Annotated in this window: 12 protein-coding genes; 4 read left to right on the top strand and 8 right to left on the bottom strand. The window is 68.8% G+C overall.

Annotated elements, in window-relative coordinates:
- Positions 1-115 precede the first annotated feature (115 nt).
- Genes OS124_RS0116090 through lptF form a run of 3 tightly spaced genes read right to left on the bottom strand, consistent with a single transcriptional unit; the run spans position 116 to position 4574 of the window.
- Positions 116-2311: an LPS-assembly protein LptD gene (locus OS124_RS0116090; protein ID WP_010140820.1), complete on the bottom strand. Its 2196-nt coding sequence runs from the start codon at positions 2309-2311 to the stop codon at positions 116-118.
- A complete protein-coding gene (gene lptG / locus OS124_RS0116085; RefSeq protein WP_010140819.1) occupies positions 2311-3426 on the bottom strand; it encodes an LPS export ABC transporter permease LptG in 1116 nt (371 codons plus the stop codon). Before lptG ends, OS124_RS0116090 begins: the two co-directional genes overlap by 1 nt.
- The gene (gene lptF / locus OS124_RS0116080; RefSeq protein ID WP_040607400.1) at positions 3423-4574 is read right to left on the bottom strand and encodes an LPS export ABC transporter permease LptF; all 1152 of its coding nucleotides are present in this window, start codon (positions 4572-4574) and stop codon (positions 3423-3425) included. The genes lptG and lptF overlap by 4 nt, the downstream gene beginning before the upstream one ends.
- A 278-nt stretch (positions 4575-4852) precedes the next feature.
- Between lptF and OS124_RS0116075 the strand changes: the two genes are divergently transcribed.
- The 3 genes from OS124_RS0116075 to OS124_RS0116065 all read left to right on the top strand — a co-directional run bounded on the left by OS124_RS0116075 (position 4853) and on the right by OS124_RS0116065 (position 7418).
- Positions 4853-6307 carry a leucyl aminopeptidase gene (locus OS124_RS0116075; protein WP_010140816.1) on the top strand — a complete coding sequence of 485 codons (1455 nt, stop codon included), beginning with the start codon at positions 4853-4855 and terminating at the stop codon, positions 6305-6307.
- Positions 6308-6311: 4 nt separating this feature from the next.
- Positions 6312-6776, top strand: coding sequence for a DNA polymerase III subunit chi (locus OS124_RS0116070; RefSeq protein WP_010140815.1), 465 nt, complete (start codon positions 6312-6314; stop codon positions 6774-6776).
- Between the two features lie 129 nt (positions 6777-6905).
- Positions 6906-7418: a c-type cytochrome gene (locus OS124_RS0116065; protein WP_010140814.1), complete on the top strand. Its 513-nt coding sequence runs from the start codon at positions 6906-6908 to the stop codon at positions 7416-7418.
- Between the two features lie 99 nt (positions 7419-7517).
- Here the strand turns inward: OS124_RS0116065 and hflX are convergent, their stop codons facing one another.
- The 5 genes from hflX to OS124_RS0116040 all read right to left on the bottom strand — a co-directional run bounded on the left by hflX (position 7518) and on the right by OS124_RS0116040 (position 14836).
- The gene (gene hflX / locus OS124_RS0116060) at positions 7518-8789 is read right to left on the bottom strand and encodes a GTPase HflX (RefSeq protein ID WP_029375500.1); all 1272 of its coding nucleotides are present in this window, start codon (positions 8787-8789) and stop codon (positions 7518-7520) included.
- Complete coding sequence (gene hfq, locus OS124_RS0116055) at positions 8789-9028, bottom strand: RNA chaperone Hfq (RefSeq protein WP_010140812.1); 240 nt, start codon at positions 9026-9028, stop codon at positions 8789-8791. The genes hflX and hfq overlap by 1 nt, the downstream gene beginning before the upstream one ends.
- Positions 9029-9159: 131 nt before the next feature.
- Positions 9160-10731 (bottom strand): potassium transporter TrkG, encoded by a 1572-nt coding sequence (locus OS124_RS0116050; RefSeq protein ID WP_010140811.1) that lies wholly within the window; start codon positions 10729-10731, stop codon positions 9160-9162.
- Positions 10732-10740: 9 nt separating this feature from the next.
- A complete protein-coding gene (gene trkA / locus OS124_RS0116045) occupies positions 10741-12117 on the bottom strand; it encodes a Trk system potassium transporter TrkA (protein ID WP_010140810.1) in 1377 nt (458 codons plus the stop codon).
- 226 nt (positions 12118-12343) lie between these two features.
- Entirely contained in the window at positions 12344-14836 is a 2493-nt protein-coding gene (locus OS124_RS0116040; protein ID WP_010140809.1) for a penicillin acylase family protein, read from the bottom strand.
- Between the two features lie 148 nt (positions 14837-14984).
- Here OS124_RS0116040 and OS124_RS0116035 point away from each other — a divergent pair.
- The coding region (locus tag OS124_RS0116035) for an NAD(P)-dependent oxidoreductase (RefSeq protein WP_010140808.1) at positions 14985-15700 on the top strand (716 nt) is incomplete at its 3' end.

Below are 15700 nucleotides of genomic sequence, written 5' to 3'. Positions count from 1 at the left end.
CTTCATCTCTTTCTGCGAGGGCATCCGGCGGCGCCCCCCTTTCGCCCTATCTATATCGGATCGGGCCCATCTCTCAATCGCTTCCTGACCAAGGGGTGGTCAAGTGCCGATCCCCTCAGCTGCAGGATTTAGACCCCACGCGTCCCCCGCTGGAGGCCGAGAAGCCCCTGAGACCGATGGTGAAGCTGAAATCGGTCGAGGGGGTCAGCACGGTCGAGGAGGCGAAGCTCTTCGAGATGCCAAGCGCCACGTCGACACATTCGTTGGACCAGGTGACGCCGAAACCGGCCTTCGCAAGGCGGTCGTCGGCCACGTCGTAGCGCACATCCGCCGAGGTCAGCCAGCTGTCGTTCCAGCGATAGCTGCCGTCCACCACCCATTCCGAGATCACGTTGGGCCGGTCTTCCTGCGGGTCGGGGCCAAGCCAGACGTAAGAGGCAGACAGCGCGGTGCGGGCATTGCTCCAGGCGGCGCGGGCCTCGGCGCGGTCGGGGTCCAGCGCATCCTCGAAGAGGCCGCGGGCCGAGAAGCTGAAGCCGCCCGGCGCGACGATCTGCCCGGCGATCAGCAGATCCGAGTAGGTCGAGCTGAGCCCCGAGGTCTGGCTGAAGGCCGCGTCGGGATGCTCCTGCACCACCTGCCCAAGCACGAGCCGGCCTTCCCAGCCCGTGGGGTCGAAATGGGACCACGAGACACCATAGGCGCCGCGCCAGCCCCGTTCGCGCCGGTCCGGTGCGGTAAAGCGGGTCAGACCCAGCAGGTTGCCTTCGTCGAATTCAAGGCGGGTGCTCTCGTCATTGGCGACGTCCAGGTCGTGGCCGCCGGACCAGGCGATCTGGGCCACGGGTTCCAGGACCTGGGTCGCCCCCGAGGCAGTGGTCCGCATCATCGGCCAGCGCAGGGTCAGGGCGGTCATCGGGGTGACGCCGGTCTGGCGGTCCGGCAGGGTCACGTCCTGCGAGGTGCGGAAGCTGTCGATGGCCACCCCGGCCATCATCTCGGCGCGGATGCCGGCGGGCAGGGTGTACCAGCGGCGCCAGTCGGCGCTGGCGGTCAGCCGGGTCACGTCGCGCCCGTCGACCACGCTGTCGGCATCCGGCCCGTCGGTCGCATCGGTGGAATAGCGGTAGTGGTGGTGCCACTCGGCGCCCAGGCGCAGCTCTCCGCCCAGGGTCGAGGGGAAATGCCGGCTCTCGTAGGTCACGTCACCGATGATCGACGGCAGGGTGGAATTGTCCTCGTCCTCGCGCAGCGAATAGTAATGCGTGACCGAGAGGCTGAGCCATTCGTCGCGCCGGGCCCTCTCGACCGCAAGACGACTGTCCAGTCGGTCCTTGTCCGAGTAGTCGTAATCGGCAAGGTAGCCGTCGTCGGTCACCGCCTCGATGTCGAAGCTCAGCACCAGGTCGCGGGGCAGCAGGAAGCGGCCCGCGGCTTCGAGATAGCCGCGTGCCTCGCCGGGCAGCAGCTCGTCCGAGCTGACCGCCCCGGAGATCCCGAGTGCCCCTTCGGCGAAGGCCTGGCGATAGCGGAATTCCAGTGTCCGGGTGTCCTGGGACAGGTAGGGGGTCAGCGTCAGGTCGCGGCTGTCGTTCATCGCCCAGAAGTAGGGTAGCTTCAGCCCGGTCCCCAGAAGCGAGTTCCGCCGGATCGAGGGGATCAGGAAGCCGGTGGAGCGGTCCTGGCTGGGGTCGGGCATCCGCATGTGCGGCAGGTAGAGCAGCGGCACCCCCAGCACCTCGAAGCGCGCGGCGTCGAAGTAGAGCTGCCCGGCCTCCTGGTCATGGGTCACCCGCTTGGCGCGGATCTGCCACAGCGGCGGGCGCCCGTCCTCGCAGACATGGCAGGATGAAACGGTGGCCCGTGTCAGCTCGGTGTAGCGGTCTTCGCTGCGGTTGATCTGCGCGGCCGCCAGTTGCACCTGCGCCGAGAGCATCATGCGCGCCCCGGTCAGCAGCCCTTCGCGCAGCTCGGCGTCGAGGCGGCCGGCATCGGCGATTATCACCGTCTCGCCGCCCTCTTCGGTCATCCGGATCGGGCCCTCGATGAGCAGCTCGCCGGTGGCCTGGTCATAGGTGATCCGTTGCGCAGACAGGCGGATGTCGCCCTGCAGGGCCTCGACATGGCCTTCGGCGACGATGCGGTCGTTGCCGGCCAGGTAGATCTGGTCGGCGACCAGCATCGCCGGGGTCGCCGCCCGCAGCGCCAGGGGCGTGCCGGCCAGCATCGCGGCAAGGACCAGCGCGCCGGCGCGGTTGCGCCGGGGGCCTGGAAGGGACGCCCGACGCGCGGGGCGGAAGGGAGCCGCCATCAGCCGTCCTCCATCTGTAGCAGTAAGCCGGTCGAGAGCAGAAGCGCGGCGACCGGCGGCGCCCAGGCCGCCAGCATCACCGGGATCTGCCCGTTTTCCCCCAATACCTGGGCGAAGTTCCGGATGTAGTAAAGCGAGAAGCCCAGCAGGATCGCCACCAGCACCGATTGCCCGGTACGGCCGAAGCGCGCCGGGCGCATGGTGAAGGCGGCCGAGACCACGACCATGGCCAGCAGGAACAGCGGCCGGGCCAGCTCCATCTGCAGCCAGACCGCGTGGCGGCGGGCCGAGAACCCGGCCCGTTCAAGCTGGGCGATATAGGCGGGCAGCTCCCAGATCGGGATCGCCGAGGGGTCGCCGAAGCTGTCGCGGATGCGCTCTTCGGTCAGGGTCGAGGGCAGGAAATAGGTCGCGTGAACCTCGGCGTCGGCCTCGGGGTTGATACCGTCCGACAGGGGCCAGAGCTTGACATCGCTCAGCGCCCAGGCGCCTTGGGTCAGACGTGCGCTCTTGGCCTCGATGCGGCGCAGCGGGCCACCGCCGACCCCCTCGGGGCCAAGCGGCGCATAGGTGATCATCGTCACGTCGTACAGCTCTGTCGCCTGGGGGTTGGCGCGGGCGGCGCGGATCACTGTCTGCCCCTCGGCACCGCCCTGGCGCAGCCAGAGCCCCTCGGCCGAAACCGACAGCGTGTCCGATCCCCCCGAGCGATAGCTTTCCGCCACCGTCTCGAAGCGCTTCGAGGTCGAGGCGACGATCGGGTTCAGCATGGCGACGGTCACGATGCCGATCAGCAGAGCCACCGCCAGCGGCGCCATCAGCGTCTTCAGCGCCGAGCGCCCGACGGCCCGCGCCACCACCAGCTCGGACGAGCGCGACAGGGCCAGGAACAGCGAGACCGTGGCCAGGATCATGATCAGTGGCAGGATCTCGTAGAGACCGGCGGGCACGTTCAGCAGCACCAGCCCGATGATCTGGCCGAGCGAGACATCGTAGTTGGACATGATCCGCATCTGCTCGACCATGTCGATCATCGCGGTCAGCAGGAAGAAGATGCCGAGGATCAGCAGGAAGGACTTGGCGAAGCGGCGGGCGAAATAGGCGTGCAGGATCATGCGGCAGCCTCGGCCGGCAGCGGGCGGTTGCGCGGGCGGCGGGCGCGGGCAGCCCACCACAGCAGCACGCCGGACAGGCCGAGGCCGGCCAGCGCGGGCAGGTAGAGCATCGGCCAGAGCGTTGCGTCCTTGCGCACCGGGTCGGTGACCAGCCCCTCGACGAACTTGACCACCACGAGCAGCAGCACGGCGAAGACGATCTGCTTCCACACCCCGAACCGCGAGAAGCCGCCGACCTGCAGGGCGGCGAAGCCGATCAGCGCGGCGACGATGCACAGCAGGGCCTGGGCGAAGCGGCCATGGGCCTCCTGCACCACCCAGCCGGGCTTGGACCCGGTCAGCTGCGAGACCACCCCGGTGTCGCGCAGCAACTGCCAGGTGGGCAGGTCGCGGATGCCCAGGATCACCTCGTCCGAGACGTCGATCAGCGCGCCGACGTCATAGGCGAAGTCCTGGAAATGTGTGGTGTAGAGCCGGTTGGTCGCCAGGTCGAGCGACTGGGCCAGCCCGTCGACCATGACCAGCTTGGGCTGCGGCTCGGCGGCGGGATCCTCTGCGGCGTTGATCAGGTAGGCGCGGGCGGCGGTGAAGGTCTGCACCTCTTCCGCATCGCGCCGGTCCGACAGGAAGACATCATGCAGCGCGCCATCGGCGTCGATCGAGCGGATGTAAAAGGTGATCCCGTCGGCAGGATGCAGGAAGGTGCCCTCGGTCAGCATGCGCGCGGTGACATTGCGCGAGATTTCCTTGTTGCGGGTGACGATCTCGGCATGGCTCATCGGCACCAGCAGATGCGTCAGCACCGACATCATCGCCGCGGTGATCAGCCCGAAGATCAGCACCGGCCGGGCCAGCCGCCAGGGCGAGAAACCGGTGGCCTGCATCACCACCAGCTCGGATTCCGAGGCCAGCCGGTTGGTCGCGTAGACGGTCCCGGCGAAGGCCGCCATCGGCAGGGTGATGCGGATCACATTGGGCAGCGTCAGCGCGGTATATTCCAGGAAGACCCAGGCCGATTGCCCGTCGGCGATCAGCTGGTCGAAGAGGCGCACGGCGGAATTGATCCAGTAGATCGCCACCAGAACGAGGGCGAAGAATCCGAAGAGCGTCATAAGCTGCGACAGCAGGTATCTGTCGAATCGCGCCACGCGCACCCCCGGGTCTTCTGGTTCTTGACGTAAATAGCAGCACCAGGCCGCCCCCCGGCAGCCCTTCGCGCAAGTCTAGCGGGTTTCCCCGCGCGGGAAAACTGCAATCTGGTCAAACCGCAGGCCCCGCGTTAGCTTCGCGCGACATGCCGCCTCCGCCGGTCTGCGCCCTGTTCTGGCCTCCGGTCGGCCGCCGCCGGGTCCGGGCCCGGCCCGGACAGCCCGACCCGGGGCGCGGCACCAACAGAGCAGCGCCAGTTCCAGCCGAGGAAAGCACCGTGACCCAACCCGTCTCCCTTCGTTTTGCCGCCACCGATCTCGAGGCCCTGCCGGGGCAGGAAGGCCGCCTTGCCGTGGTCGTCGCGCCCGATGGCAAGCTCTCGGCCCCGGCGCGGCGGGTCAACCGGCTGACGAAGGGCGCCCTGGCGCGGATGGTCGCGGCCGAGAGCTGGCAGAAGGTGAAGGAGGGCGAGGTGATCACCCTGGCCTTCCCGCAGGGCCTCGCGGCCGAGGCGCTGGACGTGGTGGTCCTGTCGCGCAGGCCCGAGCCCGCGCTGCTGCGCCGCACCGGCGCGAAGCTGGGCAAGCTGCTGGGCGAGGCGGGGATGCTGGTGCTGGCGGGCAACCTCAGGGGCATCGAGGACCTGGCCCTTGGCCTGAAGTTGCGTGCCTATGACTACGATGCCCAGAAGACCACCAAGGCCACGGCCCGCGGGCCCGTGACCGTCATGGCTGCAAGCCAGCCCGAAACCACCGTCGTGGATGCCCTTGCGGCAGGCGTCTTCTTCACCCGCGATCTGGTCAATGCTCCTGCCAACGTCCTGACGACGCAGAGCTTCTCGGACCAGCTCGAAGAGCTGCGCGCGCTCGGCCTCGAGGTCGAGGTGCTGGACGAGCCGGCGCTGAAGGATCTGGGCATGGGCGCGCTGCTGGCCGTCGGCGAAGCCTCGGTCACGCCCTCGAAGGTGGTGGTCATGCAGTGGAAGGGCGGTGCCGACGAAGCGCCGCTGGCGCTGATCGGCAAGGGGGTCGTCTTCGACACCGGGGGCATCTCGCTGAAGCCTGTCGGCGGCATGGAGGACATGACCATGGACATGGGCGGCGCGGGCACCGTCGCCGGCACCATGAAGGCGCTGGCCCTGCGCAAGGCCAAGGCCAATGTCGTCGGCCTCGTCGGGCTGGTCGAGAACATGCCCGGCGGCAATGCCTATCGCCCCGGCGACGTGCTGAGCACGATGAAGGGCGACACGGTCGAGGTGATCTCGACCGATGCCGAGGGGCGGCTCGTGCTCTGTGACGTGATGTGGTACGCACAGGAGCGCTTCAAACCGGCCGGCATGATCGACCTCTGCACGCTGACCGGCGCGGTGATCATCGCGCTTGGCCACGAGATGACCGGTACCTGGTCCAATCACGACGCCTTCTGCGACAGCTTCCTGAAGGCCGCGGCGGCGGAGGGTGAAGGCGCCTGGCGGATGCCTCTGGCGCAGGGCTACGACGACCAGCTGAAAAGCCGCATCGCGGACATGAAGAACCTCGGCGGGCGGCCGGCGGGCGCGGTCACGGCGGCGCAGTTCCTGAAGCGCTTCGTCCGGGACGAGACGCCCTGGATCCACCTCGACATCGCGGGCACCGCCTCGATCAAGGCGGGCACCGACCTGGCGCCGGCAGGCGCGACGGGCTGGGGCGTGCTGGCGCTGAACCGCCTCGTCGCGGACCGGTACGAGGGCTGATCCCTTGGGCGAGGTCTACTTCTACCACCTGACCCGCAGTTCGGTCGACGGGGCCCTGCAGAACCTGCTGCCGCGCGCCCTAGCGGCGGGCTGGCGGGTGGCGGTACGCGGCACCGATGCCGACCGGCTGGACTGGCTGGATCAGAAGCTGTGGCTGGGCCCGGAGGAGAGCTTCCTGCCCCATGGACAGGACAAGAACCCCCATGCCGAGTTGCAGCCGGTGCTGCTGACCTTGGGCCAGCCCGCCAACGGGCCCGACTGCCTGATGACCATCGACGGCGCCGCGCTGGAGCCTTCCGAGATCGAGGGCGTCAAGCGGGCCTGCATCCTCTTCGACGGTCACGACGAAGAGGCGCTGAGCCATGCGCGCGGCCAGTGGAAGGCGCTGACCGGGGCGGGCTGCGCGGCGATCTACTGGTCCGAGGAATCCGGCCGCTGGGAGAAGAAGGCCGAGAGCGGCGGCAAGTAGACCCGTGCCCGGCCGCGCGCCCCTGCCTGCTTTGGCGGCGCGGGCGCAGGGTCGGCGCGCCCGCTGCACTTGCGGATTGCCATGGCCGCCATCGCCCGCATAGGCTCTGCCCATGACCGGGAAAGACGCATGAAACCTGCCGCGATGATCGTTCTGGGCCTGACCGGGGCCGCCGCCCTTGGCGTTGTCGCCCTGCTGGCCGGCGCGGCCCTGCGTGGCACCCCCGAGACCGGCCTGCTGGCCTGGCAGGACCCGGCGACCGTGGCGCGCGGCGCGGTGCTCTATGCCTCGGAATGCAGCGCCTGCCATGGCGGGCTGGATGGCGCAGCGCGCGATCCCGACGCGCCCGCCCCCGTCGCTCCGCCCCATGACGAGACCGGCCACAGCTGGAAACATGCCGATTACGTGCTGTTCGGGCTGACCAAGTCCGGCGAGGTGGCCGAACTGTGCCTGACCGGCACCGGCGATGCGGCAATGCCCGAGTTCGCCGAGGCGCTGGAGGATCGCCAGATCCTCGACGTGCTGTCCTACATCAAGTCGACATGGCCGGAAGAGGTGCGTGCGCAGCAGGAGGCGACCAACGCCATCTATGCCAGCCAGAACGCCGCGACACGGGCCTTGCTGGAGGCGGGCGGGCACTGACGCGCCTGCCAAGCGGGGCCTTGCGGAACGCGGGCTGGCACTGAACCTCGGGGGGATGCTGCGGGATGGGCGGGCACTGAAGGCGCCCGCCGCAGGGTCTTACATGTCGCGGAAGCGGGCCGACTGGCGTGCGGTCCAGAGCACATCCAGCTCGAAGCCCGCGTCGGTCTGCCGCTCGGCCTGCACGATGCCCTCCTTGAAGGCCCAGGCCCGGCGCTTGCCGTCCGAGAAGGGCAGCAGCACCGTTTCGGCGTGGCGTTCGGAGTCCAGCGCCCGGGTGACCTCGGCCAGCAGGGCGGGCAGGCCCGCGCCGGTGATCGCCGAGATCGGCAGGATCTGCTCGTCCCGCTCGGAGGCGGTCAGCAGGCGCTCGGATTCCTCTTCCGGCAGCAGGTCGATCTTGTTCCAGACCTCCAGCACCGGAACCTCTTCGCGCAGGCCCAACTCGGCCAGGATCTCTTCGACATCGGCTTTCTGCTCGCGCGTCTCGGGGTGCGAGATATCGCGCACATGCAGCACCAGGTCGGCTTCCAGCACCTCTTCCAGCGTGGCGCGGAAGGCCGCGACCAGCTGGTGCGGCAGGTCCGAGATGAAGCCCACGGTGTCGGACAGGATGATCTCGGCGCCGGTTTCCAGCTTCACCCGCCGCATGGTCGGGTCCAGCGTGGCAAAGAGCATGTCCTTGGCCAGCACGTCGGCGCCGGTCAACAGGTTGAAAAGGGTCGACTTTCCGGCGTTGGTATAGCCGACCAGCGCAACGATGGGGAAGGGCACCTTGGCGCGCGAGGCGCGGTGCAGCTCGCGCGTCTTGACCACCTTGTCGAGCTGACGGCGCAGGCGCACCATCTGTTCGTCGATGGCACGGCGGTCGGCCTCGATCTGGGTTTCGCCGGGGCCGCCGACGAAGCCAAGCCCGCCGCGCTGACGCTCAAGGTGGGTCCAGGCGCGCACCAGGCGCGTGCGCTGGTAGCCGAGCGCGGCCAGTTCCACTTGCAGCACGCCTTCGCGTGTGCGGGCGCGGTCCGAGAAGATCTCGAGGATCAGCCCGGTGCGGTCCAGGATCTTGACGTTCCACGCCTTTTCCAGGTTCTGCTGCTGCTTCGGGCTGACCGGGCCGTCGATCAGCACCAGCTCGGCCTCGGCCTCGGCCAGGGTCTGCTTCAGCTCTTCGACCTTGCCCTTGCCGAACAGGGTCTTCGGCTGGACGGTCGAGATCCGCACCAGCTGGTCGCCCACCACCTCGAGACCGGGCAGCGCATGGGCCAGGCTCACGGCCTCCGCCAATGCGTAGAGAGGCGCATGACGCGCCTCTTCACCCTTGAACTCGGGGTGGATCACGAAGGCGCGCGTCGGCGCCTGTTCATGTCCGATCAATTTTCGCCGTCGCCTTCATAAAGAGAAATCGGCTGCGAGGGCATGATGGTCGAGATCGCATGCTTGTAGACAAGCTGGGCCTGTCCATCACGGCGCAGCAGAACGCAGAAATTGTCGAACCAGGTGATAACACCCTGAAGCTTGACGCCGTTGATCAGGAAAATCGTCACCGGAACCTTGGTTTTCCGCACATGGTTCAGGAATGCGTCCTGCAGGTTCTGTCTATCGGAAGCCATTCTTGTTACGCCTTTTTTAGGTTTATTATTGCCGTCCGCGGCTTTCTGGAATTAGCGCATCGATTATGGGCGCGCCCGGAAGAAGTTTCCACCCCCATCTCGCAATAGTTTCGCCGTCGCGCCGGGTTGCGTCACTCGCGCCACAGCGCCGGATTGAACAGGGCAAGGATGGCCAGCAGCTCGAGCCGGCCGAGGATCATGAAGGCGCAGAGCGTCAGCTTGGCGCCGTCGCCCAGCTCCAGCAGCGCTACCGGATCGCTGCCGCCATGGACGGCAAGGTTGCCGGCATTGGCCAGTGCCGCGACCGAAAGCACCGTGGCGTCCTCGAAGGAGATGCCGAAGGCGGCGAGGATCAACATGCAGGCGGCGAGGCAGAGGGCGAAGAGCATGAAGAAGACCCAGGCCTGGAAGGCGCCGTGTCGGCGGATGCGGCGCCCGGCGATGCCGCTGCCCGAGACCGAGGAGGGGTGGACCAGCCGGTCAAGCTCCCTCCGGCCCTGCAGGTAGAGGGTATAGACCCGCAGCAGTTTGACCCCGCCCGCCGTGGTGGCGACGCCGCCGCCGACCAGCGACAGGCCCATCAGGACCATGCCGGGGGTTTCCAGCCCCGACCAGCTCTGCGCGGTTTCCCAGTGCAGGCTTTCCCAGCCTGTGGTGGTGATGAAGGACAGCACGGTGAAGACCGCCCCCCAGAGGGCGCCGAAGCCCAGCCCGAGGTTTTCACCCGAGGCCACCTCGAAGGCGGCGGCCCAGTGGCGCAGGAACAGCAGCAGCGGCACCACGGCGACCAGCGCCAGGCCCATGCGGAACTCGGGGTCGCGGTGCAGGCCGATGCGGGCGGTGACGGTGTCGGACGAGAAGGCGACACGCGACAGGGCAAACAGCAGGAAGGCGGCGATGATCACCTCTCCGGCGACACCGGAGCCGGCGTGGGTCGGCCCGCCGACCGGCGAGATGCCCGACGTCGACAGCGTCGACATGGCGTGGATCAGCGCGACCAGCGGCCGGTCCCCCGCCACCAGCAGCGCCAGCCAGAGCGCCGCCGTCAGCCCGAGGTAGATAGGCCCGAGGCGCGTGGCGCCCTTCAGCACGCGGCGGATCACCCCGGCCCGCTGGAAGCGCGAGATCCGCGTCTCGCCCTCGTCGCGGCCGGCGGCGGTGATCTCGAAGCCCCCCAGCGACAGCGGCGCCATGACCGCCGCCGCCGAAACCCAGATCATGAAGCCGCCCATCCAGGCGACCTGCGCGCGCCACAGGTGCAGCGGCGCCGAGAGGCGTCGCGGGTCGTCGTAGAAGGACATGCCGGTGGTGGTGAAGCTCGACACCATCTCGACATAGGCATTCAGGAAACGGGTGTCGGGCAGGCTCTCGGCGAAGGGCACGGCCAGCGGCAGGGGCAGCAGCAGGAAGGCGGCAAAGAGCGCCAGCAGCGCGAAGAGATCCTCGCGCCCGGTGACCGCGGCATCGCGACCGCCACGGGCCAGGCCGATCATCACCGCCAGCGCCGTGCCCAGCAGGGCGCTGTAGAAGAAGGCCCGCGCCGTGGCGTGTTCCTCCATCCCGAGCGCCAGGGCCGCGGGCACCAGCATCGACAGGCAGAGCGCGCCGAACAGCAGCAGGAACAGCGGCTGGCGTTCCAGCAGCCGGGCCAGGGGATGCGGACCATGCGGCCCTTGGGGCAGGGGCAGCGGCGCCTTGCGCATCGCCCGGACCTAGAAGTAGTCGATGGAGACCTGCAGCAGGCGCTCCACCTCGGGGACATCGGCGGCGAGGGCGAAGAGCACGATGGTGTCGCCTTCCTCGATGACCAGGTCGGCGGTCGGCCGCACCACCTTCTCGTTGCGCATCACCGCGCCGACCAGCACGCCCTCGGGGAAGGCAATGTCGCGGATCGGCTTGCCCGACATGGGCGAGGTGGAGAGCACGTCGGCCTCGATCACCTCGGCCTCGGCATCGCCGATGGAATAGACGCCGCGCACCCGGCCGTGGCGGATGTGGCGCAGGATCGAGCTGACGGTGGTGGCGCGGGGGTTGATGTAGGCGTCGATGCCAAGCGGCGCCATCAGCGGCGTCAGGGTCGGATCGTTGATCAGCGCGATGGCCATCGGACAGCCCAGGTTCTTGGCCCGCACGGCGGTCAGCATGTTGGTCTTGTCGTCGTCGGTGACGCAGAGCACGGCATCGGCGCGGTTGATGCCCGCCTCGGCCAGCAGCGCGGAATCCAGCCCGTCGCCGTTCAGCACGATGGTCCGTTCCAGCGCATCTGCCGCCTTCTCGGCGATCTTGCGGTTCTTCTCGACCACCTTGGCGCGGATGCGCCGCCCCGAGGTTTCCAGCCGCCGGGCCACGGTCAGCCCGACATTGCCGCCGCCGACGATGACCACCCGGTCCTGCTGCTTGTTGGACTTGCCGAAGACCTCGAGGCAGCGGCTGACGTCCTCTGAATGGACGCAGATGTAGCACTCGTCATCGGCGAAGATCTGATCGCCCGGCTCGGGGGCGAAGAGGCGGCCTTCGCGGCGGATCCCCACGACGACGGCGCGCAGGGTGGAAAACAGGTCTGTCAGCTGGCGCAGCGGCGTGTTGACCACCGGACAGTCGGCGTCGATCTGGATGCCCAGAAGCTGCGCCCGCCCGCCGAGGAACTGTTCGACGTCGAAGGCCGCGGGGGCCGAGAGGCGCTGCAGGGCGGCCTCGGCCACCTCCAGCTCGGGGCTGATCACCACGTCGATCGGCATGTGGTCGCGGCGGTAGAGGTCGGAATAGATCGCGTCGAGATAGCTGCGCGCCCGCAGGCGGGCGATCTTGCGCGGCACCGAGAAGACCGAATGGGCCACCTGGCAGGTGACCATGTTGACCTCGTCCGAGAAGGTCGCGGCGATGATCATGTCGGCGTCGCGCGCCCCCGCCTGCTCCAGCACGTCGGGGTAGGAGGCGAAGCCGGCGATCCCCTGCACGTCCAGCGTGTCGGTCGCCCGCCGCACCAGGTCGGGGTTGCTGTCGACCACCGTCACGTCGTTGTTTTCGCCGGAGAGATGGCGGGCGATCTGCCAGCCGACCTGGCCCGCGCCGCAGATGATGACTTTCATGAGTTCCGACCGCCGCGGCGGACGCCCTGTCCTGAAACTGTCTGAGAGACCTCTGTGGCAGAGGCCGGGCAGGGGGTCAATTCAATTCAAACCCGCGACGTTCCCCCGCCCCATGGCTGCCGGTCCCGCACGCGCTTTGGCAGGTGCGGTGCAGCCTTCCTCCATTCGACGGCCAAAAATACTCATGTCCGACGCAGGCCCCGGGGCGCCGGCGCAGGGCGAGCGCTCAGCGCGGCTCCAGCCGGGTGACGCCGACCGAGGCGGCGCGGGCCAGGGCCTCGTCCAGCGACATCGGGATGTATTCGCCGCGCCGCCACAGCTCTCCGAGGTCGTCGTAGTGACGGCTCAGGAAATGGCCGGACTGGCCGGTGGAGGTGATGAAGACCGAGCTGTCGGGATCGGCGAAATCGTAGACCCCGCGGAAGCCGGCGCCATGGACGTTCAGGTAGGGATTGCTGCCGGTGCCCGAGGTCAGCCCGCGCATCAGGGTGTTGTCCCCGCCCGAGGTGCTCTGGCGGATGTTCACGAAGTAGCGCAGCACCGGCACATCGCCCAGCACCGGGTGGTCATGGGCGGCCTGGTGCAGATCCCCCCAGCGGAGGCTCTCGAGGTTGCGCCCGTAGCGCTCGGTGATCCACAGCAGCGCCTCGTCCAGCGCCTGGCGGGCGATGTCGGTGCAGCTTTCGGTGGCGGTGGATTGCAGGATGTCGCACCAGCGCGCGGCGCCGTCGATGTCGCGGAAGACGCGCTCGATGAAGACCGGGTCGACATGGGTGAAGTCATCGGCCACCGGCCCCAGTTCGTCGCGGATCAGCTTGTCCTGCAGGGCGCGCAGCCAGGCGGCATAGAGCAGCGGCTCGGGCAGGTGCTCGTTCATCTCGCCGTTCCATTCGGCCAGCAGGCGCAGGGCCTCCTGGCGCAGCCGCTCGGGGGTGCCCTCGGGGGCGGGATCGCCGGTGAACCACAGGTCGCGGCCGATCAGCGGCAGCAGCGAGCGGGCGGTGAACGAGACGGTGTCCAGCTGCGCCTCGATGAAGCTGTCGCGGGTATGCACCCGGCGGCTCTGCATCAGGCGCTGCCAGCGGTGGATCCGCTGGGTATCGCCCCAGTCGAAGCTTACATGCTCGGGGAAGGGGCGGTCGATGAACTTGTTGTTGGTATTGCCCAGCAGGCCGCCCTCGGGGTTCACGAAGGCGGGGTTGCGGTCATAGGGCATGATGCCCTGCCAGCGGTTCTGCTGGTGCCAGCCCAGCGAGGGCATCCGCCCCTTGGTGTCGTGGCGCGGATCACGGGCGGGCATGGCGCCGATGGTCTTCATGGCGATGCCCGAGGCATCGGCCAGGGTCAGGTTCTGCGAGGGGGCCACATGGGCCTCGGTCGCTTCGATGGCCTCTTCGACATTGCGCGCATACATCAGGTTCACCCCGGCGCTCAGGGTGGTGTCGTCGGGCGACAGCGCGGTCCAGGCGATCGAGGCGACATGGCCCGCAGGGGTGACCGAGGCGAGGTCGTAGTGGCTGCCGGGCAGCACGGGGCCGTTCTCGGTCCAGCGCAGGGTCAGGGTGACCGGGGCGCTGTCCTTGACGTTGATGATCGACTTGCGGGACTGGAAGCGGGCCCAGCCCTCGGGGGTGCGGTACTCCTCGGGGTTATCGGGGTTCACCTCTTCCATGTAGACGTCGAGATCGTCGAGGTAGGACGAGGTCAGCCCCCAGCCGAGGAAATGCGACCGCCCCGACAGGATCGAGGGAATGCCGGGAATGGTGGCGCCGATGACGCCGCCCTGGGTCAGCTCCATCCGGGCCAGGTACCAGATCGCCGGCGCCGAGAAGCCGAGGTGGGGATCGTTGGCCAGCAGCGTCCCCCCCGAGGCCGAGCGCGAGGGCGCGGCGGCGAAGGCATTCGAGGCGCCAGCCTGGCCGGGCTGCGGGAAGGGCGACAGGGGCGTCGCGGGCAGGCCGAAGCGGTCGAGGCCAGCGGCGGCGAACTGCTGGCCGACGGAGCCCGGGAAACCGGTGCCGGGCATCAGCGCCGCATAGTCCGGGTCGGCGATGGCCGCGCCGGGGGCATCGGGCAGGATATCGGCCAGCATGTCGGGATCGGGCAGCGCCAGCGAGACGCGGGCGCGCTCGACCTCGGCCGAGAGGGCACCGGACAGCTGCACCGCCATGAGCTTGCCGATGGCAATGGAATCGGCCGGTTGCCAGGGCGCGACGGGCCCGTGGAAGAGGAACATCTCGGGCGCGCCGCGCCCCAGGGCGTCCTCGTTGATCTCGGCCAGGCGGGCGTTGACCCCGGCGGCATAGGCCTGCAGCGCGGCGGTGGTGCGGGCGTCCTGGTCGGGCACAGACTCGATCGCCAGGCGGTAGAGGTCGAAGCGCCGCATCAGCCGGTCGACGGGCAGGGTGCGGGTGCCGAAGAGCTCGGACAGGCGGCCCTGCACGGTGCGGCGCAGGGTGATCATCTGCCACAGCCGGTCCTGGGCATGGGCATAGCCGAGGCCGAAGAAGACATCCGCATCGTCCTCGGCGAAGATATGGGGCACGTCTGCGGTATCGCGCACGATCTCGACCGGGGCGGAGAGGCCCTCGACCCGAAGCGTCTTGTCGTAGTCGGGCAGCGAGCGTGCGGCGAGGAAGTAGATTCCGACGACCGCCAGCACGGTCAGGGCGATCAGGCCTCCGGCAAGGCGCAGCAGCCAGCGGAAAAGGAATGTCATGTGATCACCTGCCCTCGATATGCGGCCCGGAATTCCCTTGTCCGGGCAAGCCCCTTGCGTTCCGGCGGGCTGGCGGACAGTCTGCGGCGATCAGGGCGCGCCCGCCCGTCCCGCGGCCGGCGCGAGCACCAATACAGGGGAATGAGCCATGGTGAAAGCAGCCTTTCTGGGTCTCGGCGTGATGGGCTATCCGATGGCGGGCCATCTCGCCGCGAAGGGCCACGAGGTGACCGTCTACAACCGTACCGCCGCCAAGGCCGAGGCCTGGGTGGCCGAACATGGCGGCGCCATGGAGCTGACCCCCGCCGAAGCGGTGGCGGGCGCCGACTTCGTGATGACCTGCGTCGGCAATGATGACGACCTGCGCGCCGTCTGTGCCGGCCCCGGCGGCGCCTTCGAGGGCATGAAGGCGGGCGCCGTGCTGGTCGATCACACCACCGTCTCGGCCCGCGTCACCGCCGAGCTTGCCGCGCTGGCGGCCAGCAAGGGCTTCGGCTTCGTCGATGCGCCGATCTCGGGCGGGCAGGCGGGGGCCGAGACGGGCGCCCTCTCGGTCATGTGCGGCGGGTCCCAGGACGACTTCGACCGCGCCGCCCCGGTGATCGACGCCTATGCCAAGATCTGCCGCCTGATGGGCCCCTCGGGCGCCGGGCAGATCACCAAGATGTGCAACCAGATCGCCATCGCAGGCGTCGTGCAGGGCCTCTCGGAGGCGCTGAACTTCGCCCAGAAGGCAGGCATGGACGGGGCGCAGGTGGTCGAGGTGATCTCTCAGGGGGCTGCCGGGTCCTGGCAGATGGCGAACCGCTACAAGACCATGCTGGAGGATCACTACGAGCACGGCTTCGCCGTCGACTGGATGCG

Source organism: Oceanicola sp. S124 (genome assembly GCF_000220565.1).
Classification (GTDB): Bacteria; Pseudomonadota; Alphaproteobacteria; order Rhodobacterales; family Rhodobacteraceae; genus Pseudooceanicola.
This window is presented reverse-complemented; position numbering and strand designations above follow the sequence as displayed.

Excerpts from the sequence above, each read along its gene's own strand:
- trkA (WP_010140810.1), bottom strand. The coding sequence starts at position 12,117 with ATGAAAGTCATCATCTGCGGCGCGGGCCAGGTCGGCTGGCAGATCGCC.
- OS124_RS0116065 (WP_010140814.1), top strand. The coding sequence starts at position 6,906 with ATGAAACCTGCCGCGATGATCGTTCTGGGCCTGACCGGGGCCGCCGCC.
- lptG (WP_010140819.1), bottom strand. The coding sequence starts at position 3,426 with ATGATCCTGCACGCCTATTTCGCCCGCCGCTTCGCCAAGTCCTTCCTG.
- OS124_RS0116090 (WP_010140820.1), bottom strand. The coding sequence starts at position 2,311 with ATGGCGGCTCCCTTCCGCCCCGCGCGTCGGGCGTCCCTTCCAGGCCCC.
- OS124_RS0116040 (WP_010140809.1), bottom strand. The coding sequence starts at position 14,836 with ATGACATTCCTTTTCCGCTGGCTGCTGCGCCTTGCCGGAGGCCTGATC.
- hfq (WP_010140812.1), bottom strand. The coding sequence starts at position 9,028 with ATGGCTTCCGATAGACAGAACCTGCAGGACGCATTCCTGAACCATGTG.
- OS124_RS0116050 (WP_010140811.1), bottom strand. The coding sequence starts at position 10,731 with ATGCGCAAGGCGCCGCTGCCCCTGCCCCAAGGGCCGCATGGTCCGCAT.